Source organism: Lysobacter enzymogenes (genome assembly GCF_023617245.1).
Lineage (GTDB): Bacteria > Pseudomonadota > Gammaproteobacteria > Xanthomonadales > Xanthomonadaceae > Lysobacter > Lysobacter yananisis.
In genome coordinates this window covers 4,075,914-4,101,238 of the sequence record NZ_CP067396.1, presented here as the reverse complement: position 1 = coordinate 4,101,238, position 25,325 = coordinate 4,075,914, and the positions used below count along the sequence as shown (strand labels likewise).

The following is a 25,325-nucleotide window of genomic DNA, read 5'->3' as shown; positions in this document are numbered from 1 at the left end:
TGGAAGGGGGTTCAATGACTTGGCGGCTGCGTCTGCACGGTGTCGGCAATGCGTCGGCGGTGGAACTGGGATCGGCGATGGCGACGCTGGAACGCGACGGCGAGCCGTGGCTGACCATCGACTGCGGCGGCGAGGGCCTGACCGCGTTCCTGCGCCACTACGGGCGCATGCCCGAGGCGGTGTTCCTCACCCATGCGCACATGGACCACATCGCCGGCTTCGAGCGGCTGTTCGTGGCCCACTACTTCGACCCGGACCGGCGCGGCAAGGTCCGGCTGTACATCCCCGCGCCATTGGTGCCGCTGCTGCAGCAGCGCGTGGCCGACTACCCCAACGTGCTGGCCGAAGGCGGGGTGAATTTCTGGGATGCGTTCCAGCTGGTGCCGGTCAGCGGCCATTTCTGGCATCGGGGCGTGCGCATGGAGGCGTTCCCGGTGCGCCACCACTGGCCCGACAGCGCGTTCGGCCTGCGCCTGCGCGGCAGCGCGGTGTGGACCGGCGACACCCGGCCGATCCCGGAGATGCTGGCCCGGTTCGCCGACGAAGGCGAACTGATCGCGCACGATTGCGCCCTGCACGGCAATCCCTCGCACAGCGGCATCGAGGACCTGGAGCGCGAATACCCGCCGGCGTTGCTGCAACGCTGTGTCCTGTATCACTACGCCAGCCGCGAGGAGGGCGACGCGCTGGCCGCGCGGGGGTATCGTGTCGGCAGGCCCGGCGAGGCCATCGACCTGGCCGACCCCACTGCCGCACAGGTGCCGCCTTCGTGAATGCCGCTGCCGACCGCCTCGTCCCGCTCGCCGCGCCCGATCCGCTCGATCGTCGCGGCCGGCCGTTGCGGGACCTGAGGCTGTCGGTGATCGAAGCCTGCAACTTCCGCTGTCCCTATTGCATGCCGGCCGAGCGCGTGCCGGACGACTACGGCCTGGACGCCGCCTCGCGGCTGAGCTTCGACGAGATCGAGACCCTGGTGCGCGGCTTCGTCCGCGTCGGCGTGCGCAAGCTGCGCCTGACCGGCGGCGAGCCGCTGCTGCGCAAGAACCTGCCGGAGCTGATCGCGCGCCTGAGCCGGATCGACGGCCTCGACGACCTGGCGCTGACCAGCAACGGCTCGCTGCTGGCGCGGCAGGCGCGCGCGCTGCGCGAGGCCGGGCTGCGGCGGCTGACGGTGAGTCTGGATGCGCTCGATCCGGACCTGTTCCGGCGCCTGTCCGGCGGCCGCGGCGAGGTGGCGCAGGTGCTGGCCGGGATCGAGGCCGCGCGCGCGGCCGGGTTCGGGCCGCTGAAGATCAACTGCGTGGTCCAGCGCGGCGTCAACGAGGACCAGGTGCTGCCGCTGGCGGAACATTTCCGCGGCAGCGGCGAGGTGTTGCGCTTCATCGAGTACATGGACGTGGGCAACTGCAACGGCTGGGACGCGCGCGGGGTGGTGAGTTCGCGGCAACTGCGCGACGCCATCGACGCGCGCTGGCCGCTGCGCGCGCTGGACGCGCAGTACCGCGGCGAAGTCGCCTCGCGCTACGCCTATCGCGACGGCGCCGGCGAGATCGGCTTCGTGTCCTCGATCAGCGCGCCGTTCTGCGGCGACTGCCACCGCGCGCGGGTGTCCGCCGACGGCCGCCTGTACACCTGCCTGTTCGCCGCCGAAGGCAGCGACCTGCGCGAGGCGCTGGCCGGCGGCGAGACCGCGCTGGCCGAGCGCGTGGCGGCGCTGTGGCGCGGCCGCAACGACCGCTACAGCGAACTGCGCGCGGCCGATGCGCCGCGGCCGAAGCGGCACGTGGAAATGTTCCTGATCGGCGGTTGAGCGGCGATGCCGACGGCGGACCTGCACGACTCCCTGCAACGGCGCGGTTTCGCCCATTGGCCCGGCGCGCTCGCGTCGGAGCAGGTCGCCGCGGTCGCCGCGCAGCCGTTGCTGGCCGAGGCCGCCGATACGGATGCCGGCGACCGTGAACTGCTGCGCGAGCCCTGGTGCGGCGCGCTGGCGGCGCGCTTGCGCGAACGGCTGGCCGCCGCCGGCGTGCTGGCGCCGGACGCGGTGGCGGTGCAATGCACGCTGTTCCGCAAGAGCGCGCTGCGCAACTGGAAGGTGACCCTGCACCAGGATCTGTCGATCCCGGTCGCCGCGGCGGTGGCCGATCCGCGCCTGGGCGCGTGGTCGCGCAAGCAGGGCCGGCCCTTCGTCCAGCCGCCGGCCGAGCTGCTGCAGCGGCTGCTGGCGGTGCGCCTGCACCTGGACGATTGCGGCGCCGGCGACGGCCCGCTGCGGGTGGTGGCCGGTTCGCACCGCCACGGCCGGCTCGACGCGGCCGCGGCGCAGGCCCTGCGCGCGGCCGAGGGCGAGACCGAATGCACCGCGGATCGCGGCGATCTGCTTATCATGCGGCCGTTGCTGCTGCACGCCTCGTCCAAGGCGACCCGGCCCGAGGGGCGGCGGCGCGTCCTGCATTTCCTGTTCGGCCCGCGCGAGCCCGGCTACTCGCTGCACTGGAGCATCGCCCTTTGAACGCCAAACCGACGAAGGCCGCACCGGCCCTGACCCATCTCGACCGCGCCGGCCGCCCGGCGATGGTCGATGTCGGCGCCAAGCCAGTCACCGCGCGCGCCGCGGTGGCGCGCTGCCGGGTGCGCTTTCCCGCCGCCGTGGCCGCGCAGCTGCGCGCCAGCGGCATGAGCAGCAAGAAGGGCGCGGTGATCGACACCGCGATCGTCGCCGGCACCATGGCGGTCAAGCGCACCCACGAGCTGATTCCGTTCTGCCATCCGCTGCCCATCGACGGCTGCCGTTTCGCCGTGGACTGGGACGGCGAGAACGCGCTGTCGATCGAATGCGAGGTGCGCACCGTCCATCGCACCGGCGTGGAGATGGAAGCGCTGACCGGCGCCACCGTCGCCGCGCTGACCGTGTACGACATGTGCAAGGCGCTGTCGCACGCGATCGTCATCGGCCCGGCGAAACTGGTCGGCAAGCGCGGCGGCAAACGCGATTTCGGCGCGGTCGCGGGGGCGGGCGCATGAGCACGCTGACCGTGCTGTATTTCGCCAGCCTGCGCGACGCCGCCGGCATCGCCAGCGAATCGGTCCCGGCCGATGCGCGCGATCTGCGCGGCCTGTACGAGACGCTGCGCGCGCGCCACGGCTTCGCCTTGCCGGTCGAGCGCCTGCGCGTGGCCGTGGACGGCGCGTTCGCGCGTTGGGACGAGGCGCCGCGCGCGGGCAGCGAAGTCGCCTTCATCCCGCCGGTGTCGGGGGGCTGAGCGATGGCGCATTCCGATACCTCCGCCAGCCGATCCGCCGCGCCCGAGGCGCGGTTCGCCCTGTCCGCGGCTGCGTTCGAGATTGCGCCGCTGCGCGCGGGCCTGCTCAGCGCCCAGGCCGGCGCCTACGCCAGCTTCGAAGGCTGGGTGCGCGATCACCACGGCGGCCGCGCGGTGCTGGGCCTGCGTTACGAGAGTTATGCCGAGCTGGCTTTGAGCGAAGGCGAGAAGGTGCTGGCCGAGGCGCGCGAGCGCTTCGCCATCGTCGACGCGCACTGCGTGCACCGGGTCGGCGACCTGGCCATCGGCGAACTGGCGGTCTGGGTCGGCGTCAGCGCGGCGCATCGCGACGCGGCGTTCGCGGCGTGCCGCTACATCATCGACGAGACCAAGGCGCGGGTGCCGATCTGGAAGCACGAGCGTTATGCCGATGGCGACGCGGATTGGTTGCATCCGCTGCCGCCGGCGGCGGGGGCGTAGCGATCGGGGCGGAAGGCGTCGGGGCTGAAGCCCCTCCCACAAGAGCCGTGAGCCATAGCCAAGCTCTTGTGGGAGGGGCTTCAGCCCCGACGCTTTTGTCTCAGCCAAGGCCCTGCATACCGCGCCGTCGCCGGCACATGCCCGCGCCGGCTCGATGGGTTAGCGTCGAAAACCCCGCATCCGCATCGAGAAGCCGCCATGCTCCTGCGCCCGCTGTGCCTGCCGTTGCTGTTGCTCGCCGCGCTGCCCGCGCTGTCCGCCGAGCTGTTGGTCGGCAACAAGTCCGCCGACACCGTCTGGCGCCTGTCGCTCGAGGACGGCCGCAAGCTCGGCGAGTTCGCGACGCGCAAAGCGCCGCACGAGATCGTCGTCGCGCCCGACGGCAAGACCGCGCTGGTCGCCAACTACGGCGGCAGCGACGCCGCCGGCGACACCCTCAGCGTGCTCGACCTGCGCGGCAAGGCGCCGCCGCGGATCGTCGAACTCGGCCGCCACGGCCGCCCGCACGGGCTGCGCTTCCTGCCCGGCGGGCGCGAGGCGCTGGCGACCACCGAGGCCTCGCAGCACTTGCTGCGCATCGACGTGGCGAGCGGCCGGATCGTCGCCGAGATCGCGCTCGGCGAAGGCAAGGGCCACATGGTCGCGGTCGCCGCCGACGGCAAGAACGCGTATGTCACCAAGGTCGACCGCGGCACGCTCAGCCGCATCGATCTCGCCCGCAACCGCAAGGCGGAGGAAGTCGAGGCCGGCGCGGGCGCGGAGGGCGTCGCGGTGCGGCCGGGTAGCGGCGAGGTCTGGGTCAGCAACCGCGAAGCCGGCACGGTCACCGTGCACCAGCCGCAGACGCTGGCGATCCTGCGCACGTTGCCGAGTCCCGGCTTCCCGATCCGGGTCGCGTTCACCGCCGACGGCCGCCACGCCCTGGTCAGCAACGCGCGCGCGGCGACGCTGTCGGTGTTCGACGCGCAGCGCAAGCGGCCGCTGGCGACGGTGGCGCTGAGCCGCGACGGCGCGCAGTACCGCGACACCATGCTCGGGCGCGCCGCGCTGCCGATCGGCGTCGTCGCCGATCCGGCCAGGCCGCGGGTGTACGTGGCGATCAGTGGCGGCGACGAGGTCGCGGTGATCGACCGCGCGACCTGGAAGCCGGTGGCGTACTGGAAGACCGGGCGCGAGCCCGATGCGGTGGCGGTCGCTGCGGATTGAGTGCGGCGCGTCGGAGCCGACTCGTCGAGTTCGGCCGTTTGTGCCCGCTTGCTCCGTCCAGCGCGGCGCCTGTTCGCAAGCCGCTCGCACTTCGCGATCCGCCCTCTCTCCGCTTGCAGGAGAGGGCAGGGTGAGCGCCGGCCTCTCGAACCGGCGAATCCGCCCCCGCAAAAAGGCGGCGGCCCCGCAAGCGTGACTCCGGCGCCCGAATCAACCGATACCGTTGCTGCCTTCCGGCCCTGGCGGGATTTTCGATCTATCGTCGCGGAGGCGCCAACGGGGCCACCATAGGATCTTGCGCCGGCGGCGGGGCTCGCACGAGGCGGGCCGGAACGCTACCGGAGGGGCGGCATTCTGCACGAAGCCGCAGTGCGGCGCAAACGCGCGCGGCGAGCGCGGCCGCAGGGGCGTTCGGACCGACGCCGCGCATCCGACGCTAGCGTTCTCCATGCACGCAATGCGGCGGGCGACGCTTGCGATCCCCGCATGCGTATCGCTGTCGTCTGCGAGCAAAGTCCAGACGGGCGCGCACATGCGTTGGCGCGTCCAGCGCGCGCCGCGCCGTGGATCGATGCGCCATTGCACGCGCGATCGCGCAGGCGGCTGCTCGCGGCCGTCGATGCCGGAAAACGAAAAGCCCCCGATCGCTCGGGGGCTTTTGCGCGGATCTGGCGGAGAGAGGGGGATTCGAACCCCCGAAGCGCGGTTTAGACGCTTACACACTTTCCAGGCGTGCTCCTTCAACCACTCGGACACCTCTCCGGAGCCTGACGGGCCGCCGAGGCGGGCCGTGCAGGGCCGGGAATTCTAGCCGGCGCCGCGCCGGGGGACAAGTTGTGCCGGCGCGGCCCGGTTCGGGACCGATCGCGCCTGGGGAGCGAGGGTGGGGCATGGCACAATGCCGGACCGGTCCGCGCGCGCTGCGCCGCCGGCCGGCCCGATCCCGCCGCGGCGGCGTCGCCGGCCTTGCGCCGCGCTCGCCAGGCGCCGCGCGGACCGCCTCCCGCCAACACCCGTGTCCAAGGATCCGATGTCCTATCTCGTCCTCGCCCGCAAATGGCGCCCCAAGCGTTTCGCCGAACTGGTCGGGCAGGAGCACGTGGTGCGCGCGCTGACCAACGCGCTGAGCACCGGACGCGTGCACCACGCCTTCCTGTTCACCGGCACCCGCGGCGTGGGCAAGACCACGATCGCGCGCATTTTCGCCAAGTCGCTCAATTGCGAGCAGGGCACCTCGGCCGATCCCTGCGGCGAGTGCAACGCCTGCCGCGACATCGACGCCGGCCGCTTCATCGACCTTCTGGAAATCGACGCGGCCAGCAACACCGGCGTGGACGACGTGCGCGAGGTGATCGACAACGCGCAGTACATGCCCAGCCGCGGACGGGTCAAGGTCTACCTGATCGACGAAGTCCACATGCTGTCCAAGTCGGCCTTCAACGCGTTGCTCAAGACGCTGGAAGAGCCGCCGGGGCACGTCAAGTTCCTGCTCGCCACCACCGACCCGCAGAAGCTGCCGGTGACGGTGCTCTCGCGCTGCCTGCAGTTCAATCTCAAGCGTCTGGACGAGCAGCAGATCGCCGGGCAGATGACCCGGATCCTCGCGGCCGAGGCGATCCCGGTCGAGGACGCGGCGATCCGCCAGCTGGCCAAGGCCGCCGACGGCAGCCTGCGCGACGGCCTGTCGCTGCTCGACCAGGCCATCGCCTACAGCGGCGCCGGCAGCGCGGGCGGTGCCGGCGGCGAGCAGGCGCTGCAGGGCGCGGCGGTGGCGGCGATGCTCGGCTCGGTCGACCGCACCCGCGTCGGCGCGGTGCTGTCGGCGCTGGCCGAAGGCGACGGCCGCCGCCTGCTCGACGAAGTGGCGACCCTGGCCGAATTCTCGCCCGATTGGGGCAACGTGCTCGAATCGCTCGGCGACGCGCTGCACCGCATCCAGGTGCGGCAGCTGGTGCCGGACGCTGCGGTCGAGGCCGACGGCGTCGATGTCGACGGCCTGGCCGCGCAACTGCGGCCCGAGCTGGTGCAGCTGTGGTACCAGATGAGCCTGGGCGGCCGCCGCGACCTGCCGCTCGCGCCGAGCCCGCGCGCGGGTTTCGAGATGAGCGTGCTGCGCATGCTCGCGTTCCGGCCCGGCGCGGGCGGCGATGCCGCGCCGCCGTTGGGCTCGGGCGGGCGCGGCGAACCGGCGCGCGCGGCCAATGCCGCGGCGCAGGCGGCCGCGGCGATGCGCGAGATGGGCAGCGGGCCGCGCACGGCCGCGGCCGAGGCGGCGCCGCCCGCGCTGGCGGTGCGCGAAGCGCGCCCGGCCTATGTCGCCGGCGAGAACGCCAGCGACGATGCGCCGCCGTGGGCGCCGCAGGAGCCGGCAACGGCGCCCGCCGGCAGCGTGTCTGCGCCGAAGCCCGCGGTCGCACTGAAGCCCGCGGCCGAGCCGCCCGCGAATCCGATGCGCGAGGCCGCGCCCGCACGCGCGTTGCCGGCGATGTCCAACCCGTTCGACGACGCCCCGCGCGACGCGGCGCCGGTCGCGGCGCCGAAGCCCGCGCCGCCGGCCCGCGCCAACCCGTTCGAGGACGCCGCGCGCGACGCGGCGCCGGTCGCCGCACCGAAGCCCGCGCCGCCGACCCGCGCCAATCCGTTCGAGGACGCTGCGCGCGACGCGGCGCCGGCCGCGGCACCGAAGCCCGCGCCGCCGGCCCGTGCCAACCCGTTCGAGGACGCCCCGCGCGAAGCGGCGCCAGTCGCCGTGCCGAAGCCCGCGCCGTCGGCTCGCGCCAATCCGTTCGAGGATGCTCCGCGCGAAGCGACGCCGGTCGCCGCGCCGAAGCCCGCGCCGCCGGCTCCCGCCAATCCGTTCGAAGACGACCCGCGCGATGCCGACCAGCTCGCCGCCGCGTCGTCCGCGGGCGGCCCGATGTTCGAGGACGATCCGCGCGACGCGCCGCCGCCGCGCGCGGCCGTGGCGCCGCCCGTGCCCGTCGCGCCGCCGGCGCCCGCCGCGCGCGAGGACATCCTCGCCCCGGCCGAACCGATCACCATGCCCGCGCGCGCCGCCGCGCCGGCCGGCGCCGCCGCCATCGCCGACGACGGCGCCTGGCACGCGCTGATCGACGGCAGCGGCCTGCGCGGGCCGGCTCGGATCCTGGCCGAGCACGCTGCCTTCCTCGGCTACGCCGGCGGCGTGCTGACCCTGGCGCTGGGCCCGAACGACGAACACCTCAAGGCGCCGGCGCTGATCAAGCTGGTCGCCGACGCGCTGGCCGCGCCGTTGGGCGCGCCGCCGCAGATCCGCTTCGAGACCGCGGCGGACAGCGCCGGCCACGGCAACGGCGAGTCGGTGCACGCGCGCAACCTGCGCGCGCGCGACGAGCGCCAGGCGCGGGCCGAGGACGTGTTCATGAACGATCCGGACGTGCGCCGGCTGATCGAGCAGTACGGCGCCCGGCTCGTGCCCGATTCGATCCGCCCGTTCGACGAAGCCTGACGGATCGGCGCGGCCGCCCTTGCGCGCGGCCGCCGCCGGCCCAACACCTGTAGCGTCGCCTTCGGCGTCGGCGCGGCATGCCACACTCGCCGCGCGCGAGCCGCCGGGACGGCCGGCCCGGATCGCTTGCCCGCCCGGCTCGCCGTCCGCCCCGCGCCGACCCGATCACCGAACCCTTCACGAAAACAGCAGGACCACCACCATGCGCGGCAACATCGCCCAACTCATGCAACAAGCGCAGAAGATGCAGGAAAACGTGCAGCGCGCCCAAGAAGAACTGGCCAAGATCGAAGTCACCGGCAGCGCCGGCGGCGGCATGGTCAGCATCACCGTCACCGGCCGCATGGAGTGCCGCAAGGTGCGCATCGATCCCAGCGTGCTGAGCGACCAGGAAATGGTCGAGGACCTGATCGCCGCGGCTTTCAACGACGCGGTCAACAAGATCAACGCCGAGTCGCAGGCGAAGATGTCGGCGGCCACCGCCGGCATGCCGATGCCGCCCGGCATGAAGCTGCCGTTCTGAGCGGGCGGGGCTGAATCCCATGGGTTTGCATATCGGTATCACCGCCGCGCTGGTCGCGGCCGGCCTGCTCGGGCTGGATCTCTACGCCACCTGGGCGGTCTGGCGCGAGCCGGATCTCACCGGCGCGCAGAAGGGCCTGCAGTCGGCGATGGTCTGGCTGCTGCCGCTGCTGGGCGCGATCGTCGTGCTCAACGTGGTGCGCTCGATGAACCGCGAGCCGACCGCGCGCAGCACCTTCACCACCTCCGAGTGAACGCCGCCGCCGCGAAGGGCGCGCGCGCATGAGCAGCGCCCTGCTCGAACAACTGATCGACGCGCTGCGGGTGCTGCCGGGCGTGGGCCAGAAATCGGCCCAGCGCATGGCCTACCACCTGCTCGAGCGCGAGCGCGCCGGCGGCCAGCGCTTGGCCGCGGCGCTGAGCGAGGCGATCGAGAAGATCGGCCACTGCGTGCGCTGCCGCGACTTCAGCGAAAGCGAGGTCTGTCCGACCTGCGCCAGCGCCGCGCGCGATGCGCACCTGCTGTGCGCGGTGGAATCGCCGGCCGACCGGCTGGCGATCGAGCAGGCCACCGGCTACCGCGGCCTGTACTTCGTGCTGCAGGGCCGGCTCAGCCCGCTCGACGGCATCGGCCCGCGCGAGCTCGGTCTGGACTCGCTGGCCGCGCGCCTGGCCGAGGGCGAGGTGCAGGAACTCATCATCGCCACCAACCCGACCGTGGAAGGCGAGGCCACCGCGCACTACCTGGCGCAATTGGCGCGCCAGCACGCGGTCAAGCCGAGCCGGCTGGCGCACGGCGTGCCGCTGGGCGGCGAGTTGGAATACGTGGATCGCGGCACGCTGTCGCATGCGTTCGGCAGCCGGACCGAGGTGTGACGATGTTCGGGATTCGGCTCGGTTTCGGTCGCGGTCGCGGCGCAGCCCGCGGCCGGCGCGGTCGGGGTAACGGCGTGGCTGGTACGCTTCGCCGGTCCCGAGTCCCGACGAGCCCGCCATGACCGACCCCACCATCTTCGGCAAGATCATCCGCCGCGAACTGCCGGCCGACATCGTCTATGAAGACGACGACCTGATCGCGTTCCGCGACATCGCCCCGCAGGCGCCGGTGCACGTGCTGTTCGTGCCGAAGACGCCGATCGCCACGCTCAACGAACTCAAGCCCGAACAGGCCGCAGTGGTCGGCAAGCTCGCCTACGCCGCCGCCCAGTACGCCAAGCGCGAGGGCTTCGCCGAAGACGGCTACCGCGTGGTCATGAACTGCAACGAGCACGGCGGCCAGACCGTGTTCCAGCTGCACCTGCACCTGCTCGCCGGCGACCCTCTCGGCCGCTTCGGCACGCCGCGCTGAGCCGCGGCGGAGCGTCGGCGACGCGGGCCGCGTCGCCTGCTGCGCGCGACCGCCGCCGCACAACGAACGAAGGCGCCCCAGGGGCGCCTTCGTCGCATCCAACGGGCGCGGCCTCAGCCGCGCGCGGGACTTACCACCAGCCCCACCACGGCCACGGCGACGGACGTTCGATCACGTCGACCTGCTGGCGCAGCGGCCACAGGTACACCACGTCGGCATCGAGCTTGGGCAGGCGATAGTCGTACTCGCCGATGCGGCGCGATTCGAAGCCGTCGATGCGGCCGGTGAAGGTCACCTCGCGGTTCTTCTCGAACAGCGCCGGATCGTAGAACCCGGTGCGGCAGGCCAGGAAGCGGCCGCCGGTGTCGTCGGTCGCCCAGTACGGACGGCCGGTGTCGCCGAGCCGGGTCGAGATCATCTCGAAACAGGTGCGGTTGGCCTGCGGCTCGACGCCGACGATGCGTCCGCCCCAGCGCACCACCGAACCGGTGGCGTCGCGGGCAGCCGCGTCGGACGGAGTGATCGCGGTGAACGCCCCCTGCAGCGGCTGGGGCGCGGTGGCGCAGGCGCTGAGCAGCGCGGCGCCGGCGGCTAACAAGGCAAGACGGAGGCGGTTCATCGAGGTTCTCCAGTGCGGGTCGGGCGGTGCGCGCGTAGCGTCCGGACCAGTTCGTTGCGCAGTGCTCGGGCTTCGCGCCGCCCGGGTTGGCTGTCAGCGTACCGCCAATCGTTGAAACTTTGGCTGAGCCGGCGCAGCGGCGCGGCCAGATCCGGCCGCGCCTTGGCGACGCGTTCAGCCCAGGCCAGGGCCGGCTCGTGCGGCTCGCGTTCCAGGCCCAGCCGGCGGTAGCGGCGGCCCAGCGCATGCCAGGCGCGCAGCACCGGGTCGCGCTCGCGTTCGCCGCGGCTGCTGAGCCAGATCATCCAGGCGCCGGCGAGGCTGGCGAACAGCACGAACAGCGCGAGCAGGCGCGGGCCGTCGAGCCGGTCCACGCCGAACGGGCGCAGCAGCCGCTCCTGCCGGCTGGCGTCGAAGCCGAGCACGAAATCGTTCCAGCCGCGGCGCAGCCAGTCGCCGACGTTGAACAAGGGCGTGGACGCGCCGATGCCGCCGAACAGGCCGCCGGCGCCCGGGGTGCGGTCGGCGAGGGTGTCGTAGATGCGTTCGGGCGCGATCGCGGCGGTCGGGTCCATGCGCACCCAGCCGCGCCCGCGCAGCCACACCTCGGCCCAGGCGTGGGCGTCGGAGCGGCGCACCAGCCAATAGCCGCCGACCGGGTTGTAGTAGCCGCCGGCGTAGCCGGTGACCACCCGCGCCGGAACCCCCGCCGCGCGCATCAGCACCACGAACGAGGAGCTGAAGTGCTCGCAGAAACCGGCCTTCTGCTCGAACAGGAACTCGTCCACCGAGTGCCGGCCCAGCAGCGGCGTTTCCAGGGTGTAGGCGAACTCGCGGTGGAACATGCGCATCGCCCGCTCGACCACGGCGGCATCGTCGGCGCCGGCCTCGCGCCGCCACTGCGCGGCCAGCGCCAGGGTGCGCGGGTTGTAGCCGGCCGGCAGTTCCAGCGCGGCGCGGCGCAGCAGCGGCCGCAGCTCCGGCTCGAACGCGCGCGGCGGCGAGGAGCGCAGGCGCCAGCGGCTGAGCGAGGTCAGCGAGCGCTCCGCGTACAGGCCGTAGTCGTAACTCAGCTGCGAGCGCGCCGGCGCGGCCAGCGGCAGGTCGAGGGCGACGAACTGGCGGTTGTCGGTCGCCTCGACTTCCAGGTCGTAGTCCCAGACCGTGGCCGAGGCCTGGAACGGCGCCGCCGGCAGGCCGCGGAACCAGCGCGGCTGGGTCCAGGTGCGGCCGTCGAAGTCCCACAGCACCGGCCCGCGCCAGTACATCTGCGAGGTCGGCGGCGCGGCGCCATGGAAGCGCGCGCGCAGGGTCACCGTCTCGTCGTTCATCAGCTCGATCAGCTCGCCCGGCGACATCCGGTCGGACAGGCCGGGGCGGGCGAGGGCGCGGTCGGGCACGCCCCACAGCGGCGCGGCCAGGCGCGGGAACAGCCAGAACACCGCCAGCGCCAGCGGCAGGCCGATGCCGATCAGGCGCGCGATCGACCACAGTTGCTGGCGCACCGGCGCGGCCGGCTCGGGCGGCTGGCCGGGCAGCGCCAGCGCATCGAGCTGGGCCAGCCGCTGCAGGGTGACCAGGGCGAACGTCGAGGCCGCCAGGCCCAGGGTCAGCGACAGCGGGCCCTGGTCGAGCAGGAAGGTCGCGAACGGGCCGAACAGGGCGAAGCCGATCAGGCTGCGCGCATCGCGCAGGGTGTAGGTCTCCGAGGGTTTCAGCGCGAACATCGCCGCCAGCAGCGCGCAGCCGGTATCGCGGCCGACGGCGAAGCGCGCCAGCACCAGCACCGTGCCGACCAAGGCGATCACCAGCACCAGCCGCACCAGTGCCGGCAGCGGCCGCCGCCACGACAGCGCGCCGACGACCAGGCCGGTCGCGGCGACGACCGCGGCGATCTTCGCCGGCAACTGCAGCAGCAGCGGCAGCAGGCAGCTGGCGCCGGCCAGCAGCGCCCAGCGGCGCGCGCCGGGTTCCAGCGCCGCGGCGGGCAGGGCCTCAGCCATGCGGCATCAGCGCCAGCGCGCGCAGGCAGGCGTGGCGATGGGCGGCGCCGTTGCCGGGGCCGAGCGGGTTGTGGCCGGGCAGGGTCAGGCGATAGCGGCAGCCGTCGCGCTCGGCCTCGTCGACCCAGCGCGCCAGGCGCGAGATCCGGGTTTCCTGCGGCAGGCCGTGCAGGCGGTGCCAGTCGAGTTCGACGTCGGCGCCGAGCGGTTGCTCGTACTCGCGCACCAGCAGCGTGTCGCGCCGCGCCGAATGCTTCCAGGCGATCGCCCGGCGCGCGTCGCCGGGGCGATAGTTGCGCAAATGGTGGACGTCGTCGCCGCTGGGATGCAGCCGGGTCACGGTCGGATCGCCGCCGCCGACCGGCAGCGGCGGCCCGTGCGCTTCCGGCGCCGGATACACCAGCAGCGGCGCTTCCGGCCACACGTGCGACCAGGCCCGTGCCAGCCCGAGCGGACGGGTGGTAGACACGCGCAACTTGGGCAGGTCGAACCAGCCGCGGCGGTGGGTGGCGATGCGCAGCTCGGCTTCGCCGGCGCCTTGTTCCAGGTCCAGCCGCGCCGGTTCGAGTTCGCCGGCGAGCCCGTCGTCGACCTGCAACCCCTGGCGCGGCCGGTCCGGCGCGGCGCGCGCGTGCACCCGCACGCGCATCGCGCTGCCGGCCGGCACCGGCTCGGCGTCGACCGCGACGATGCGCAGCCCGGCCAGTTGCAACTGCGCCGCGATCAGGCTGGCCAGCCCGGCGCCGCCGAGCAGCAGCGCCAGCAGGAAGGCCGGGTTGTTGTTGTAGTTCAGCGCGCCCAGGATCATCGCCGTCAGCAGCGCGCCGTAGAACGCGCCGAAGCCGGTCGGCAGCACGTAGATGCGGCGGCGGTCGAACTGGACCGGCAGCGCCTCGGGCAGGCGCGGCCGGGTCCAGGCGTGCATGCGCGCGCGCCCGCGCCGCCATAGGCTGCGCGCGGCGGGGGCGGGCGCGGCGTCGGCGCGGGCCGGGGCCGCGCTCAATCCACGGCCACCGCGTAGAGGATCGACTTGGCCAGGTCGGCGGCGGCGTCGGCCTCGGCGACCAGGCGATGGGTGGCGACCGCGGCGAACAGCGCCTGCACGTCCTCGGGCACCACGTGGCCGCGGCCGAGCAGCAGCGCGTAGGCGCGCGCGGCGCGCAGCAGCGCCAGGCCGGCGCGCGGCGACAGGCCCACGCGCACGCCCGGGTGCTTGCGGCTGCGCGCCAGCAGCGCCTGCACGTAGCCGATCAGCGCCTCGCTGGCGTGGACCGCGTCGACCGCGCTGCGGATCGCCTGCACGTCCGGCGCGCTCAGCAGCGCGCGCGCTTGCGCGATCAGGTGGCGGCGGTCGGCGCCGGCGAGCAGGTCGCGCTCGGCGGCTTCGTCGGGATAGCCCAGTTGCAGGCGCAGCAGGAAGCGGTCGAGCTGCGAATCGGGCAGCGGGTAGGTGCCCGACAGGTCGACCGGGTTCTGGGTGGCGATGACGAAGAACGGATCCGGCAGCCGGTGGCTGCGCCCGTCCACGGTCACCTGGTGCTCGGCCATCGCTTCCAGCAGCGCGCTTTGCGTGCGCGGCGGCGCGCGGTTGATCTCGTCGGCGAGCAGCACCTGGGCGAACACCGGGCCGGGATGGAACTGGAACTGGCGCGAGGTCGGATCGAACACCGACACGCCGACCACGTCGGCCGGCAACAGGTCGGAAGTGAACTGCACGCGCTGGAACTCCAGGCCCAGCGTCGCCGCCAGCGCATGCGCGAGCGTGGTCTTGCCGAGGCCGGGCAGGTCCTCGATCAGCAGGTGCCCGTCGGACAGCAGCGCGACGAAGGCCAGGCGCACCGCCTGCGCCTTGCCGAGCACTAGCGCGTTGACCTGCGCCTGCGCTTGTTCGAGGGCGCTGCGCAGGCCATCGGTTAGGATGGCCGCGTCGTGCGTCGCGCTGCTTGCGGTGATCTTGCCTGCGCTCATCGGGCCTGCCGTGGTGTGGTAAAGACGGGTGAAGTCGAAGATGTCGTTTTTGTCAGGTTCGTGAGGGTCGGCGACGCGGCGCGCACGCGCTTATGCGATGCGCGTCAACAAATCGCGGCGCGACCGCGTTCTCGCCGGCGCGGACGATCCCCAAACATTCGAGAGTGTAGCGAGGTCGGGTGCCGATGCGGGACAGGGACGAAGCCAGCGCGATGCGCAATGTGTTCTGGGCGCTGTGGACGCTGGTGTTGCTGCTCAAGCTCGCCGTCGCCGCCAAGCTGCCGCTGTTCGTCGACGAAGCGTTCTATTGGCAGGAAGGCCGCCATCCCGCCGCGGCCTATTCCGACCTGCCCGGACTGACCGCGTGGCTGGCGCGGCTGGGCGTGGAGTTGGGCGGCACCCGCCCGCTGGCGCTGCGCGCGCCGTTCCTGGCCATCGCCGCGTTGGTGCCCTGGCTGCTGGCGCGGGTGACCGCGCGCGAGTTCGGCGCGCGCAACGGCTGGATCGCCGGCAGCTATGCCTTGCTGTTGCCGCTGTCGGGCACGCTCGGCTTGCTCGCCTTGCCCGATGCGATGATGGCGCTGGCGACGCTGCTGTGCCTGGACGCGGGCGCGCGCCTGCTGCGCCAGGTCGATGCGCGCAGCGCGGTCGAACTCGCCGCGGGTCTGGCGTTGGGCGCGCTCAGCCACTACCGCTTCATCGCGGTGATCGGCGTCGGCTTCCTGGTGCTGATGCTGCTGCCCGAAGGCCGCCGCGCGCTGCGCGACGTGCGCGTGCTGACCGCGGTGGCGATCGGCGCCTCGGCCTGGGCGCCGCTGGTGGCCTGGAACCTCGACAACGCCGATGCCGGCCTGCGTTTCCAGTTGGTCGACCGGCATCCGTGGGCGTTCCACACCGACGGTCTGTGGTTCGTCGCGATCCAGGCCTTGCTGGTCACCCCGTTCCTGTTCGCCGCGCTGCTCGCGGCCGGTTGGCGCGGTGCGCGCGATCCCTCGCCGGCGACGCGCTACTTCGCCTTGCTCGGCAGCCTGATCGTGCTCGGCTTCTTCGTGCTCGGCTTTTTCGCCGACACCGAGCGGGTCAGCTTCCACTGGCCGCTGCCGGGCTTCATGGCGTTGCTGCCGTTGCTGCCGCTGGTGCTGGCGCGCTGGCCGGAATGGGCGCGCGGGTTGTGCGCGGGCCTGGCCGGCGCGGCGCTGCTGGCGATGCTGGGCTATTACGTCGCGGTGTCGCGGCCGGAGTTGCGCGCGCGCAGCGCCGGCGAGAAGTGGTACCCGGCCAACTTCGCCGGCTGGGACGAGCTGGCGCGCGCGGTGCGGGCGAAACTCGCGACGATGCCGCCGGGCACGCGCCTGGTCGCCGACAATTTCAAGGTCGGCGCCGAACTCGGCTTCGCCCTCGACGATCCGCGCATCGCCGTGCTCGATCATCCGATCAACCACAAGCACGGCCGCGCGCCGCAACTGCGCTTGTGGGGACTGCACCGCGACGGCCGCGCCGACTGGGGCGAGGGCCCGGCGCTGCTGGTGGTCGGCGCCACCGAGGTCGCCTACAAGAATCTGCTGCAGCGCTATCACGACCTGTGCGCGATGGTCGGCCCGCTGCCGCCGCCGCGGGTGCTCAACGTCGATCACGGCCGCCAGCGCTTCGTCCTGTTCGCGTTCGATGGCGCGCCGCGCAGCGGCGACTGCACGACGCCGGCGATGGCCTGGATCGACCAGCCCGCGGCCGGCGCACGGGTCGGACCGGGCGCGTTCGCGGTCACCGGCTGGGCGTTCAAGGACGGGGTCGGGCTGGACAAGGTCGAGGTCATGCTCGACGGGCGGGTGGTGGCGCAGGCCCATTACGGCCGCGAGCGCATCGGCGTGCGCGAGTACTGGACGCTGCGCGACGGCCGCCGTTCCAGCGATCCGCAGCATCCGCAGGTCGGCTTCGAAGCCACCGTGCAGCTCGATGCCGAGCCGCCCGGCCGCCACTGGCTGGGCCTGCGCCTGCACGGGCGCGACGGCAGCGTCGAGGATTGGGCCGAGCAACCGATCGATCTGCGCCGGCCCTGAGCCGGCGCGGCGCGGGGCAGGGCGCTCTCACGCAGCGTCCGGCGCGATGGCGCCGCTCGATCCTCGCTGCCGCGCGTCGTCCGCTGCCGCGCGCCCGGCGCGGCGCGGCGGATCGCTCAGGGCAGGGCATACCCCGCGCGCCGCAGCAGCCGCGCGGTCGCGATCAGCGGCAGTCCGACCAGCGCGGTCGGGTCGCGCGACTCGATCGCCTCGAACAAGGCGATGCCGAGGCCTTCGGACTTGAAGCTGCCGGCGCAGTCGAAGGGGCGCTCGGCATCGACGTAGCGCTCGATCTCGGCCAACGCCAGTTCGCGGAAGCGCACCACGGTGACATCGAGTTCGCTCAAGCCGGCCTCGCCGTCGCGCAGCACGCATACGCCGGTGCAGAAGCGCACCTCGCGCCCGGACATCGCGCTCAGTTGCGCGATCGCCTGGTCGCGTCCGCCGGGCTTGCCGATCGGCCGGCCGTCGAATTCGGCGACCTGGTCGGAGCCGATCACCCACGCCCCGGGGCGCTGCGCGGCGACCGCGGCGGCCTTGGCTTCGGCCAGACGCCAGGCCAGCGCCGCCGGCGCCTCGCCGGGTTGCGGGGTTTCGTCGGTCTCGGGGCGGGCGACGTCGAAGTCCAGGCGCAGGCGGGCGAGCAGTTCGCGGCGGTAGACGGAGGTGGAGGCGAGGATCAGCGGGGTCATGGGCTCAGTTCAGCCGGGCCTGTTCGATCTGCACCAATTGCTGTTCGATCCGTCCGCGCGCGGCGTCGATCGAAGCGCGGACCTCGCCGAGCTGGTTCAGGCTGGCCTGGCGGCCGTGGTCGCGCAGCCACAGGCGCTGGCGCAGCATCTCGCGCATGGCCTCGCCGACCGGGTCGCGGCCTTCGTCGCCGGCCACCGCCTCGATCTCGGCGCGGGCGGTGCGCAGGCGCTCTTCCAGGGCGTCGGCGGCGTCGAGAACCTCGCGCACCGCGCGCTGGCGCTGCAGCGGCCGGTACAGCAGGGCGGCGGCCAGGATCGCCGCGGCCGCTGTGGTCAGGAAGATTAACAGGGCGATGGCCAAGGTCAGGCCCGTGGCATGGATCGAGGCCGGGCAGTCTGCACGTCCGGGCCGGCCAGGGGCAAATCCCTGGCCGGCCCGGGACTTGCGCTGCGTCACCGGTTTGACACAGGCCCGCGCCATCTCTACCATTTCGCGGCTTATGTCAGCCGAAGTGCCACCTGGGCGGGTGCCCGAAGTTCTGGATGCCTGGCGCCTGGTGGCGGCACGGCGCGGTGTGGAAGGCCGTCTGCCGTTGTCGGCGCTGACGCGCCTGCAGGGCCTGCTGTACGACGTCGACGGCGAAGTCCGGTTCTCGCTGGACTTCGACACCGACGAGCTGCGGGTGCCCTACGCCGAGCTGAAGATCGAAGCCGGACTGCCGCTGCTGTGCCAGCGTTCGCTGGAGCGGTTCGTGATGCCGGTCCGGATCGAGCAGCGCCTCGGCCTGATCCGCGACGAGGCCGACGAAGCCGCGTTGCCGCCCGGTTACGAGCCGCTGCTGATGCCCGAAGACGGCATGCTGCGGCCCGCGGAGATGGTCGAGGACGAATTGATCCTGGCCGTGCCCGTGGTCCCGGTGGCGCCGGACAGCGAGGCGGTCGAGCGCGACTTCTCGGCCACCCAGGTCGAGCTGGACGCCGCCAACCCGTTCGCCGCGCTGTCGTCGCTGAAGAAGAACAACTGACCCAAACCCGTTGGGTTGTTGCAAAATATCCAGTTCCACATCCGACCTGCAGGCATCGAGCGAGTCCTGCTAATCGGGCTTACGCTATCCACCTCAGGTTTCCACCGCTTTTCCGGAGCAAGACCATGGCCGTTCAGAAGTCCCGCGTCACCCCGTCCCGTCGCGGCCAGCGCCGTGCGCACGATGCGCTGTCCAGCAAGCAGCTGGCCACCGACCCGACCACCGGCGAGACCCACATCCGCCACCACGTCACCGCCGACGGCTACTACCGCGGCAAGAAGGTGATCGACACCAAGTCGCGCGTCGCCGACGAGGAGTAATCCTCCCGGTCCGCCGCGGCGCGCGCTGGAGTTGGCGCGCGTCGCCGCGATCTGGGCCGGCGGAGGATGCCCGAGGGCATCGCGCCGGCACCGGTCGGGCCGCCCCCGCGGCGGTCCCGCGCGACCACAGACCTGCGGCTTCCGCGGTTTCGTCTTCCGCCAGCTTTGCGCTGGCGGTCCTGTTTTCCGGTGGCCTGCGGGTGCGCGCGCGTTCGCGCCTTCGTCCCCGCGCAGGCCGCCCCGGCAACTCCGCGGAGCGGTGATGACAGATCGGATTTACGCCCGGATTGCGGGCACCGGCAGCTACCTGCCGGCCCAGGTGGTGACCAACGACGAGCTCGCCAAGCGCGTCGAGACCAGCGACGAATGGATCCGGACCCGTACCGGCATCCGCCAGCGCCACGTCGCCGCCGAAGGCGAGACCACCGTCGACCTGGCCTACCAGGCCTCGCTGCGCGCGCTCGAAGCCGCCGGCACGACGCCCGAGGAGATCGATCTGATCATCCTGGGCACCACCACCCCGGACCTGATCTTCCCGTCGAGCGCCTGCTTGCTGCAGCACCGCCTCGGCGCCAACGGCTGCCCGGCGTTCGACGTCAACGCGGCCTGCTCGGGCTTCGTCTACGCGCTGACCGTGGCCGACAAGTTCATCCGGTCCGGCGCGGCCAAGACCGTGCTCGTGGTCGGCGCCGAAACCCTGACCCGCATGCTCGACTGGACCGATCGCTCGACCTGCGTGCTGTTCGGCGACGGCGCCGGCGCGGTCGTGCTCAAGGCCGATAGCGAGACCGGCATCCTCAGCACCCATCTGCACGCCGACGGCGGCAAGAAGGAGCTGCTGTGGAATCCGGTCGGCGTCTCGGCCGGGTTCAAGCCGGAAGAGCACAACGCCGGCGTGCGCGTGCTGATGACCGGCAACGAAGTGTTCAAGCACGCGGTCAAGGCGCTGGATTCGGTGGTCGAGGAGACCCTGGAAGCCAACGGCCTGGACCGCCACGAGATCGACTGGCTGATTCCGCACCAGGCCAACCTGCGCATCATCGAGGCCACGGCCAAGCGCCTGGACATGCCGATGGAGCGGGTGATCGTCACCGTCGACAAGCACGGCAACACCTCCTCGGGTTCGGTGCCGCTGGCGCTCGACGAAGCGGTGCGCTCGGGCAAGGTCCAGCGCGGCCAGCTTTTGCTGCTTGAGGCCTTCGGCGGCGGTTTCACTTGGGGTTCGGCGCTGCTGCGTTACTAATGCGTTAACAGGGGCGTCCGCTCCTGCGTGGAGCGGCGTCCCGTCCACGGGCCGGAGCGCCCGCGCGCGGCGCCACGCACAAGGACTCGCGTCATGGTGACCCGTCTGAACCTGCAAGGCCGCACGGCCTGGCTCAAATCCTATGGCGGCGGCAGCCGCCGCCTGCGCTTGCGCGCGCTGGAACTGACCGCGCGCCGGCTCGGCGTGCCGTCGCTGCGGCCGCCGCCGCACCGGGTCGGCGCCGACGCGCGCCAGACCGAGCAGCGCCGCCTGCAGGAACTGGCCGCGGTCGACGTGCGCGTGCCCAGCATCCTCGGCGAAGGCGACACCTACCTGTTGCTGAGCGACATCGGCGAGACGCTGTCGGCGCGCCTGCGCCGGTCTTCGCCGCCAGAGGCCTACCGCCTGGTCACCGAAGCCGCGCGCGCGCTGGCCCAGGTGCACGCGCGCGGCGGCTACATCGGCCAGCCGCTGGCGCGCAACCTCACCGTCGACGAGCACGGCCGCATCGGCTTCATCGATTTCGAGGAAGACCCGGCCGAGGTCATGAGCGTGCAGCAGGCGCAGATCCGCGACTGGCTGATCTTCGCCGCCGGCACCTCGCGTTACTTCCGCGATCCCGACCGCGAGCTCAGCGCGATCATCGCCGAGTCGTTGCGCGGCGGCGCCGAGGAAGTGCGCCGCGGCCTCGGCGACGCCGCCGACCGGCTCGGCTTCGTGCAGTCGCTGACCCGCTGGCTCGGCCGGCGCGCGCGCGGCCTCGGCGGCGCGGTGCAGGCGCTGCGTCGCGCGGCCTGGGTGTGGGCGCTGTGCGCGGTGCTGATCGGCCTGGGCGTGGACTTCGCCCCGGACCGCGATTTCGATTCGATCCGGCAGATGGCCGAGTTCATCGACTGATCTCGGCGCTGCTGGCGGCGCACCGAAGGCCGCGGGGCGACCCGCGGCCTTCTGCATCCAGCCGATCGCCGCGCCGCTGAAGGCCCGACTGTAGGAGCTGCGCGAGCTGCGACCGCGAAACCTCGCTTGCGTCGTAATTGCGGATTCGCGGTCGCAGCTTGCGCAGCTCCTGAAGTCGGACCATCTGCGTCGAGGTCGGCGATCCGCGCGTCGAAACCGCCGATCGCGCACAACCGCTCGCGTCACTTTGCGACGCGCTGTGACCCCGTACCGCCGGGTACAGACGTTCGCCGCGGTTCGCCCGTATCATGCGCGCTCCCTATCGATACGGCAGTGCGCGTGAGCGACCAGCGACTTTCTTTCGTCTTCCCCGGTCAGGGCTCGCAATCGCTGGGCATGCTGGCCGAGCTGTCGGAACTGCACGCGGGCGTGCGCGAATCCTTCGCCGAGGCCAGCGACGGCGCCGGCGTCGACCTGTGGGCGCTGAGCCAGGGCGGCCCGGAAGAAATGCTCAACCGCACCGAATACACCCAGCCGGCGTTGCTCGCGGCCGGCGTGGCGGTGTGGCGGCTGTGGCAGGCCCGCGGCGGCGCGCAGCCGGCGCTGCTGGCCGGGCACAGCCTCGGCGAATACACCGCGCTGGTCGCCGCCGGCGCGCTGTCGCTGCGCGACGGCGCGCACCTGGTGCGCCTGCGCGGCCAGCTGATGCAGGAAGCCGCCCCGGCCGGGGTGGGCGCCATGGCCGCCGTGCTCGGCGCCGAGGACGCCCTGGTCGAGGAGATCTGCCAGGCCGTGTCCGGCAGCGAGGTGGTGGTCCCGGCCAACTACAACTCGCCGGGCCAGATCGTGATCGGCGGCCACGCCGGCGCGGTCGACAAGGCCCTGACCCGGCTGGCCGAATCCGGCGTGCGCAAGGCGGTCAAGCTGGCCGTCAGCGTGCCCTCGCACACCCCGCTGATGCGCGAAGCCGCCAACCGCCTGGCCGAGGCCATGGCCGGGCTGGAGTGGCGCCTGCCGGGCCTGCCGGTGGTGCAGAACGTCGACGCCCAGGTCCATGCCAGCGTCGAGGCGATCCGCGACGCCCTGGTCCGCCAGCTGTACCTGCCGGTGCAGTGGACCGGCTGCGTCCAGGCGCTGGCCGCCGCCGGCGTCCAGCGCACCGCCGAGTGCGGGCCGGGCAAGGTCCTGACCGGGCTGGTCAAGCGCATTGACAAGTCCATCGACGGCCGCGCCATCGGCACACCGGCGGAGTTCGAGACCGCCCTGGCCGAGTGGCGCTGAGCCCGCACGGCCGCACCTTTCGCGCCGCGCGCGCTACTCAATCGCGACGCCAGCCTGTAGGCTGGCCGCGCCCGGGCCGCGCGCCCGGCGGGCGGGATCGCAGGACGCGGCGGTTACCAGCAGCGGCGCAACCACGAGCCAGCACTACGGAGTGAGAAAATGAGCACGACCCCGCTTTCGGGCGAAATCGCGCTGGTCACCGGCGCCAGCCGCGGCATCGGCGCGGCGATCGCCGACGAACTGGCCGCGCAGGGCGCGACCGTGATCGGCACCGCCACCAGCGAATCCGGCGCGGCCGCCATCGGCGAGCGCCTGGCCGCGCACGGCGGCCACGGCCGGGTCCTGAACGTGGCCGATCCGGCCTCGGTCGAGTCCCTGCTCGACGCGGTGGCCAAGGAGATCGGCGCGATCTCGATCCTGGTCAACAACGCCGGCATCACCCGCGACAACCTGCTCATGCGGATGAAGGACGAGGACTGGCAGGCGATCCTCGACACCAATCTCAGCAGCGTCTACCGCACCAGCAAGGCGGTGATGCGCTCGATGATGAAGGCGCGCAAGGGCCGGATCATCAACATCGCCTCGGTGGTCGGCGTGACCGGCAACCCGGGCCAGGCCAACTACGCCGCCGCCAAGGCCGGCGTGATCGCCTTCAGCAAATCGCTGGCGCGCGAGATCGGCAGCCGCGGGGTGACCGTGAACGTCGTCGCGCCCGGATTCATCGACACCGACATGACCCGCGACCTGCCGCAGGACGCGAAGACGGCCATGTTCGACCAGATCGCGCTGGGCCGCTTCGGCGAACCGGCCGACATCGCCCGCGCGGTGGCGTTCCTGGCCGGCCCCGGGGCCGGCTACATCACCGGCGAAACGCTGCACGTCAACGGCGGCATGTACATGCCGTAAGGCCTTGACGTAGGCTAGTAAGCGATTGAACCCAAAGGGGTTTCGCCGATGCCGGGCGCCGGTCTCGCGAAACATCCCGATTCCATTAGACTATCCCATCGAAAAACCCCTCACGGGAGGAGCAGCATCCATGAGCAGCATCGAAGAACGCGTCAAGAAGATCGTGGTCGAACAGCTGGGCGTCAAGGAAGAAGAGGTCACCAACAACGCTTCGTTCGTCGACGACCTCGGCGCGGATTCGCTCGACACGGTCGAGCTGGTGATGGCGCTCGAGGAAGAGTTCGAGTGCGAGATCCCGGACGAAGAGGCCGAGAAGATCACCTCGGTGCAGCAGGCGATCGATTACGTCAAGGCGCACGTCAAGTCGTAATCCGCCGCGACGGGCCCGCGCACGAGCTTTCGCGCGCGGCGTCCGACGGCATGCGTTGCGGCGACCATCGCACGACCATCGCAATGGATCGACAAGCAACCAACCGGGGCCGCATTGCGGCCCCGTGCTTTTCCGGCCGGTCGATACGCCGGCGTAGCGTCGGGCGGCGTACGGTCGCCGCGTCGCGCGGGCCGCGCGGCCGGGCCGCGGCGGGCCGATCGGCCCGGATCGCGCTCGACCTGGCGCCGGCAAGACCGACCCGCTCCGAACCAGACCGATCCGTTCCAAACAAGATTGCTCCCAAGAGGTAAGGCTGAATGTCCAACCGTTCCTTCAACCGCCGCGTGGTCGTCACCGGCCTCGGCCTCGTCTCTCCGCTCGGCAACGACGTCGCCAGCAGCTGGGACGGCATCGTCAACGGCCGCTGCGGCATCGGTCCGATCACCCATTTCGATCCCGCCGCGTTCACCACCCGCATCGCCGGCGAAGTGCGCGACTTCGACATCACCCGCTACGGGGTGAGCACGAAGGACGCGAAGAAGATGGACGAGTTCATCCATTACGGCGTCGCCGCCTCGCTGATGGCGTTGCAGGACGCCGGCATCGTCGTCGACGACTCCAACGCCGAGCGCATCGGCGCGCTGGTGGGTTCGGGCATCGGCGGCCTGCTCGGCATCGAGGAGCAGACGATCAAGTACCACGAGGGCGGCCCGCGCAAGATCTCGCCGTTCTACGTGCCCAGCACCATCATCAACATGCTGCCGGGGCAGATCTCGCTGATCACCGGCGCCAAGGGCCCGAACTTCTCCGCGGTCTCGGCCTGCGCCACCTCCAACCATTCCATCGGCGTGGCGATGCGCATGATCCAGTACGGCGATGCCGACGTGATGGTCGCCGGCGGCGCCGAGCGCGGCTCCTCGCCGACCTCGGTCGGCGGCTTCTGCTCGATGAAGGCGATGTCGACCCGCAACGACGATCCCGCCCGCGCCTCGCGGCCGTGGGACAAGGATCGCGACGGTTTCGTGCTCGGCGACGGCGCCGGCATCCTGATCCTGGAAGAGTACGAACGCGCCAAGGCGCGCGGCGCTCGCATCTACTGCGAGCTGGCCGGCTTCGGCGCCAGTTCCGACGCGTTCCACATGACCGCGCCGAGCGAGAACGGCGAGGGCCCGGCGCGCTGCATGGTCGCCGCGTTCAAGGACGCCGGGATCAATCCCGAGCAGGTCGAGTACCTCAACGCGCACGGCACCTCCACCCCGCTCGGCGACCTCGCCGAGACCCTGGCGATGAAGCGCGCGCTCGGCGATCACGCCTACAAGATGATGGTCAGCTCGACCAAGTCGATGACCGGGCACCTGCTCGGCGCGGCCGGCGGCGCCGAGGCGATCTTCTCGGTGCTGGCGCTGCACCACGGCATCATCCCGCCGACCATCAACCTCGACGAGCCGGGCGAGGGCTGCGATCTGGACTACGTGCCGAACGTGGCGCGCGAGAAGAAGATCGACGTGGCGGTATCGAACGGGTTCGGCTTCGGCGGCACCAACGGCACGCTGGTGTTCAAGCGCGTCTGACCCTGGGTTCGGTTGTTCGGAAAACCCGCGGAGCTTCGGTTCCGCGGGTTTTTCTTTGCGCGATGGT

The 25,325-nt window shown here is 72.2% G+C and carries 27 protein-coding genes, 1 tRNA gene and 1 other RNA gene; 21 read left to right on the top strand and 8 right to left on the bottom strand.

The genetic code is table 11. The annotated features are described in order from the left end of the window. Nucleotides 1–14 precede the first annotated feature (14 nt). The 7 genes from JHW41_RS16795 (at nt 15) to JHW41_RS16765 (ending at nt 4,949) form a co-directional block, all read left to right on the top strand. Complete coding sequence (locus tag JHW41_RS16795) at nt 15–773, top strand: MBL fold metallo-hydrolase (RefSeq protein WP_078996441.1); 759 nt, start codon at nt 15–17, stop codon at nt 771–773. Continuing rightward, nucleotides 770–1,810 carry a GTP 3',8-cyclase MoaA gene (gene moaA, locus JHW41_RS16790; protein ID WP_078996442.1) on the top strand — a complete coding sequence of 347 codons (1,041 nt, stop codon included), beginning with the start codon at nt 770–772 and terminating at the stop codon, nt 1,808–1,810. Before JHW41_RS16795 ends, moaA begins: the two co-directional genes overlap by 4 nt. A gap of 6 nt (nt 1,811–1,816) precedes the next feature. After that, nucleotides 1,817–2,512 carry a phytanoyl-CoA dioxygenase family protein gene (locus JHW41_RS16785; RefSeq protein WP_250443631.1) on the top strand — a complete coding sequence of 232 codons (696 nt, stop codon included), beginning with the start codon at nt 1,817–1,819 and terminating at the stop codon, nt 2,510–2,512. A gap of 62 nt (nt 2,513–2,574) precedes the next feature. Continuing rightward, nucleotides 2,575–3,024: a cyclic pyranopterin monophosphate synthase MoaC gene (gene moaC, locus JHW41_RS16780; RefSeq protein ID WP_250451083.1), complete on the top strand. Its 450-nt coding sequence runs from the start codon at nt 2,575–2,577 to the stop codon at nt 3,022–3,024. Next, complete coding sequence (locus tag JHW41_RS16775) at nt 3,021–3,263, top strand: MoaD/ThiS family protein (protein ID WP_250443628.1); 243 nt, start codon at nt 3,021–3,023, stop codon at nt 3,261–3,263. Before moaC ends, JHW41_RS16775 begins: the two co-directional genes overlap by 4 nt. A gap of 3 nt (nt 3,264–3,266) precedes the next feature. Beyond that, entirely contained in the window at nt 3,267–3,743 is a 477-nt protein-coding gene (locus JHW41_RS16770) for a molybdenum cofactor biosynthesis protein MoaE (protein ID WP_250443625.1), read from the top strand. Nucleotides 3,744–3,941: 198 nt separating this feature from the next. Beyond that, nucleotides 3,942–4,949 (top strand): YncE family protein, encoded by a 1,008-nt coding sequence (locus tag JHW41_RS16765; RefSeq protein ID WP_250443622.1) that lies wholly within the window; start codon nt 3,942–3,944, stop codon nt 4,947–4,949. Nucleotides 4,950–5,131: 182 nt separating this feature from the next. On the opposite strand, the gene ffs is transcribed toward JHW41_RS16765, so the two are convergent. Continuing rightward, nucleotides 5,132–5,228: signal recognition particle sRNA small type (ffs, locus tag JHW41_RS16760), an RNA gene on the bottom strand. Nucleotides 5,229–5,618: 390 nt separating this feature from the next. Next, nucleotides 5,619–5,711: transfer RNA gene (locus tag JHW41_RS16755), tRNA-Ser, on the bottom strand. Between the two features lie 268 nt (nt 5,712–5,979). On the opposite strand from JHW41_RS16755, the gene dnaX reads away from it, so the two are divergent. From dnaX to JHW41_RS16730, 5 genes are all read left to right on the top strand, one after another. Then, nucleotides 5,980–8,436, top strand: coding sequence for a DNA polymerase III subunit gamma/tau (dnaX, locus tag JHW41_RS16750; protein ID WP_250443619.1), 2,457 nt, complete (start codon nt 5,980–5,982; stop codon nt 8,434–8,436). Nucleotides 8,437–8,638: 202 nt separating this feature from the next. Further along, on the top strand, nt 8,639–8,959 hold the full coding sequence (locus tag JHW41_RS16745) for a YbaB/EbfC family nucleoid-associated protein (protein WP_057946968.1): 321 nt from the start codon (nt 8,639–8,641) through the stop codon (nt 8,957–8,959). Between the two features lie 19 nt (nt 8,960–8,978). Beyond that, entirely contained in the window at nt 8,979–9,212 is a 234-nt protein-coding gene (locus JHW41_RS16740) for a hypothetical protein (RefSeq protein ID WP_250443616.1), read from the top strand. A gap of 28 nt (nt 9,213–9,240) precedes the next feature. Continuing rightward, complete coding sequence (gene recR, locus JHW41_RS16735; RefSeq protein ID WP_250443613.1) at nt 9,241–9,834, top strand: recombination mediator RecR; 594 nt, start codon at nt 9,241–9,243, stop codon at nt 9,832–9,834. A 118-nt stretch (nt 9,835–9,952) separates the two neighbouring features. Continuing rightward, the gene (locus JHW41_RS16730) at nt 9,953–10,306 is read left to right on the top strand and encodes a histidine triad nucleotide-binding protein (RefSeq protein WP_057946971.1); all 354 of its coding nucleotides are present in this window, start codon (nt 9,953–9,955) and stop codon (nt 10,304–10,306) included. Between the two features lie 130 nt (nt 10,307–10,436). Here JHW41_RS16730 and JHW41_RS16725 read toward each other — a convergent pair whose 3' ends face one another. The 4 genes from JHW41_RS16725 to JHW41_RS16710 form a co-directional block, all read right to left on the bottom strand. Beyond that, nucleotides 10,437–10,925, bottom strand: coding sequence for a Slp family lipoprotein (locus tag JHW41_RS16725; protein WP_057946972.1), 489 nt, complete (start codon nt 10,923–10,925; stop codon nt 10,437–10,439). Beyond that, nucleotides 10,922–12,928, bottom strand: a complete 2,007-nt coding sequence (locus tag JHW41_RS16720; protein ID WP_250443611.1) for a transglutaminase TgpA family protein — start codon at nt 12,926–12,928, stop codon at nt 10,922–10,924. The genes JHW41_RS16725 and JHW41_RS16720 overlap by 4 nt, the downstream gene beginning before the upstream one ends. Beyond that, a complete protein-coding gene (locus JHW41_RS16715) occupies nt 12,921–13,853 on the bottom strand; it encodes a DUF58 domain-containing protein (protein WP_057950035.1) in 933 nt (310 codons plus the stop codon). The genes JHW41_RS16720 and JHW41_RS16715 overlap by 8 nt, the downstream gene beginning before the upstream one ends. 74 nt (nt 13,854–13,927) lie before the next feature. Then, nucleotides 13,928–14,896, bottom strand: coding sequence for an AAA family ATPase (locus JHW41_RS16710; protein ID WP_057946974.1), 969 nt, complete (start codon nt 14,894–14,896; stop codon nt 13,928–13,930). 212 nt (nt 14,897–15,108) lie between these two features. Between JHW41_RS16710 and JHW41_RS16705 the strand changes: the two genes are divergently transcribed. Next, nucleotides 15,109–16,953 (top strand): glycosyltransferase family 39 protein, encoded by a 1,845-nt coding sequence (locus tag JHW41_RS16705; RefSeq protein ID WP_250443609.1) that lies wholly within the window; start codon nt 15,109–15,111, stop codon nt 16,951–16,953. A gap of 116 nt (nt 16,954–17,069) precedes the next feature. Here JHW41_RS16705 and JHW41_RS16700 read toward each other — a convergent pair whose 3' ends face one another. Together JHW41_RS16700 and JHW41_RS16695 are read right to left on the bottom strand one after the other, a co-directional pair. Then, complete coding sequence (locus JHW41_RS16700; protein WP_057946976.1) at nt 17,070–17,645, bottom strand: Maf family protein; 576 nt, start codon at nt 17,643–17,645, stop codon at nt 17,070–17,072. Between the two features lie 4 nt (nt 17,646–17,649). Further along, nucleotides 17,650–18,006, bottom strand: coding sequence for a hypothetical protein (locus JHW41_RS16695; RefSeq protein ID WP_057946977.1), 357 nt, complete (start codon nt 18,004–18,006; stop codon nt 17,650–17,652). 139 nt (nt 18,007–18,145) lie between these two features. On the opposite strand from JHW41_RS16695, the gene JHW41_RS16690 reads away from it, so the two are divergent. The 8 genes from JHW41_RS16690 (at nt 18,146) to fabF (ending at nt 25,258) form a co-directional block, all read left to right on the top strand. Beyond that, nucleotides 18,146–18,670 carry a YceD family protein gene (locus tag JHW41_RS16690; protein WP_057946978.1) on the top strand — a complete coding sequence of 175 codons (525 nt, stop codon included), beginning with the start codon at nt 18,146–18,148 and terminating at the stop codon, nt 18,668–18,670. A gap of 125 nt (nt 18,671–18,795) precedes the next feature. Beyond that, on the top strand, nt 18,796–18,990 hold the full coding sequence (rpmF, locus tag JHW41_RS16685) for a 50S ribosomal protein L32 (RefSeq protein WP_057946979.1): 195 nt from the start codon (nt 18,796–18,798) through the stop codon (nt 18,988–18,990). A 262-nt stretch (nt 18,991–19,252) separates the two neighbouring features. Further along, entirely contained in the window at nt 19,253–20,233 is a 981-nt protein-coding gene (locus tag JHW41_RS16680; protein WP_057946980.1) for a beta-ketoacyl-ACP synthase III, read from the top strand. Between the two features lie 93 nt (nt 20,234–20,326). Beyond that, nucleotides 20,327–21,130, top strand: coding sequence for a phosphotransferase (locus JHW41_RS16675; protein WP_250443606.1), 804 nt, complete (start codon nt 20,327–20,329; stop codon nt 21,128–21,130). A 339-nt stretch (nt 21,131–21,469) separates the two neighbouring features. Next, the gene (fabD, locus tag JHW41_RS16670) at nt 21,470–22,411 is read left to right on the top strand and encodes an ACP S-malonyltransferase (protein WP_250443603.1); all 942 of its coding nucleotides are present in this window, start codon (nt 21,470–21,472) and stop codon (nt 22,409–22,411) included. Between the two features lie 159 nt (nt 22,412–22,570). Beyond that, nucleotides 22,571–23,317 (top strand): 3-oxoacyl-ACP reductase FabG, encoded by a 747-nt coding sequence (gene fabG / locus JHW41_RS16665; RefSeq protein WP_057946982.1) that lies wholly within the window; start codon nt 22,571–22,573, stop codon nt 23,315–23,317. Between the two features lie 130 nt (nt 23,318–23,447). Then, nucleotides 23,448–23,687, top strand: coding sequence for an acyl carrier protein (gene acpP / locus JHW41_RS16660; protein WP_031373652.1), 240 nt, complete (start codon nt 23,448–23,450; stop codon nt 23,685–23,687). 317 nt (nt 23,688–24,004) lie between these two features. Then, entirely contained in the window at nt 24,005–25,258 is a 1,254-nt protein-coding gene (gene fabF / locus JHW41_RS16655) for a beta-ketoacyl-ACP synthase II (protein WP_057946983.1), read from the top strand. Nucleotides 25,259–25,325 lie beyond the last annotated feature (67 nt).

What these genes read in the sequence shown, in the direction of transcription:
- JHW41_RS16720 (WP_250443611.1), bottom strand. Translation starts at nt 12,928, where the DNA reads ATGGCTGAGGCCCTGCCCGCCGCGGCGCTGGAACCCGGCGCGCGCCGC.
- JHW41_RS16795 (WP_078996441.1), top strand. Translation starts at nt 15, where the DNA reads ATGACTTGGCGGCTGCGTCTGCACGGTGTCGGCAATGCGTCGGCGGTG.
- JHW41_RS16740 (WP_250443616.1), top strand. Translation starts at nt 8,979, where the DNA reads ATGGGTTTGCATATCGGTATCACCGCCGCGCTGGTCGCGGCCGGCCTG.
- JHW41_RS16730 (WP_057946971.1), top strand. Translation starts at nt 9,953, where the DNA reads ATGACCGACCCCACCATCTTCGGCAAGATCATCCGCCGCGAACTGCCG.
- JHW41_RS16715 (WP_057950035.1), bottom strand. Translation starts at nt 13,853, where the DNA reads ATGCACGCCTGGACCCGGCCGCGCCTGCCCGAGGCGCTGCCGGTCCAG.
- fabF (WP_057946983.1), top strand. Translation starts at nt 24,005, where the DNA reads ATGTCCAACCGTTCCTTCAACCGCCGCGTGGTCGTCACCGGCCTCGGC.
- JHW41_RS16745 (WP_057946968.1), top strand. Translation starts at nt 8,639, where the DNA reads ATGCGCGGCAACATCGCCCAACTCATGCAACAAGCGCAGAAGATGCAG.
- acpP (WP_031373652.1), top strand. Translation starts at nt 23,448, where the DNA reads ATGAGCAGCATCGAAGAACGCGTCAAGAAGATCGTGGTCGAACAGCTG.
- JHW41_RS16785 (WP_250443631.1), top strand. Translation starts at nt 1,817, where the DNA reads ATGCCGACGGCGGACCTGCACGACTCCCTGCAACGGCGCGGTTTCGCC.
- JHW41_RS16700 (WP_057946976.1), bottom strand. Translation starts at nt 17,645, where the DNA reads ATGACCCCGCTGATCCTCGCCTCCACCTCCGTCTACCGCCGCGAACTG.
- JHW41_RS16725 (WP_057946972.1), bottom strand. Translation starts at nt 10,925, where the DNA reads ATGAACCGCCTCCGTCTTGCCTTGTTAGCCGCCGGCGCCGCGCTGCTC.
- JHW41_RS16770 (WP_250443625.1), top strand. Translation starts at nt 3,267, where the DNA reads ATGGCGCATTCCGATACCTCCGCCAGCCGATCCGCCGCGCCCGAGGCG.
- JHW41_RS16765 (WP_250443622.1), top strand. Translation starts at nt 3,942, where the DNA reads ATGCTCCTGCGCCCGCTGTGCCTGCCGTTGCTGTTGCTCGCCGCGCTG.
- rpmF (WP_057946979.1), top strand. Translation starts at nt 18,796, where the DNA reads ATGGCCGTTCAGAAGTCCCGCGTCACCCCGTCCCGTCGCGGCCAGCGC.
- JHW41_RS16675 (WP_250443606.1), top strand. Translation starts at nt 20,327, where the DNA reads ATGGTGACCCGTCTGAACCTGCAAGGCCGCACGGCCTGGCTCAAATCC.
- moaC (WP_250451083.1), top strand. Translation starts at nt 2,575, where the DNA reads ATGGTCGATGTCGGCGCCAAGCCAGTCACCGCGCGCGCCGCGGTGGCG.
- fabG (WP_057946982.1), top strand. Translation starts at nt 22,571, where the DNA reads ATGAGCACGACCCCGCTTTCGGGCGAAATCGCGCTGGTCACCGGCGCC.
- JHW41_RS16710 (WP_057946974.1), bottom strand. Translation starts at nt 14,896, where the DNA reads ATGAGCGCAGGCAAGATCACCGCAAGCAGCGCGACGCACGACGCGGCC.
- JHW41_RS16705 (WP_250443609.1), top strand. Translation starts at nt 15,109, where the DNA reads ATGCGCAATGTGTTCTGGGCGCTGTGGACGCTGGTGTTGCTGCTCAAG.
- recR (WP_250443613.1), top strand. Translation starts at nt 9,241, where the DNA reads ATGAGCAGCGCCCTGCTCGAACAACTGATCGACGCGCTGCGGGTGCTG.
- JHW41_RS16775 (WP_250443628.1), top strand. Translation starts at nt 3,021, where the DNA reads ATGAGCACGCTGACCGTGCTGTATTTCGCCAGCCTGCGCGACGCCGCC.
- JHW41_RS16680 (WP_057946980.1), top strand. Translation starts at nt 19,253, where the DNA reads ATGACAGATCGGATTTACGCCCGGATTGCGGGCACCGGCAGCTACCTG.
- dnaX (WP_250443619.1), top strand. Translation starts at nt 5,980, where the DNA reads ATGTCCTATCTCGTCCTCGCCCGCAAATGGCGCCCCAAGCGTTTCGCC.
- JHW41_RS16690 (WP_057946978.1), top strand. Translation starts at nt 18,146, where the DNA reads ATGTCAGCCGAAGTGCCACCTGGGCGGGTGCCCGAAGTTCTGGATGCC.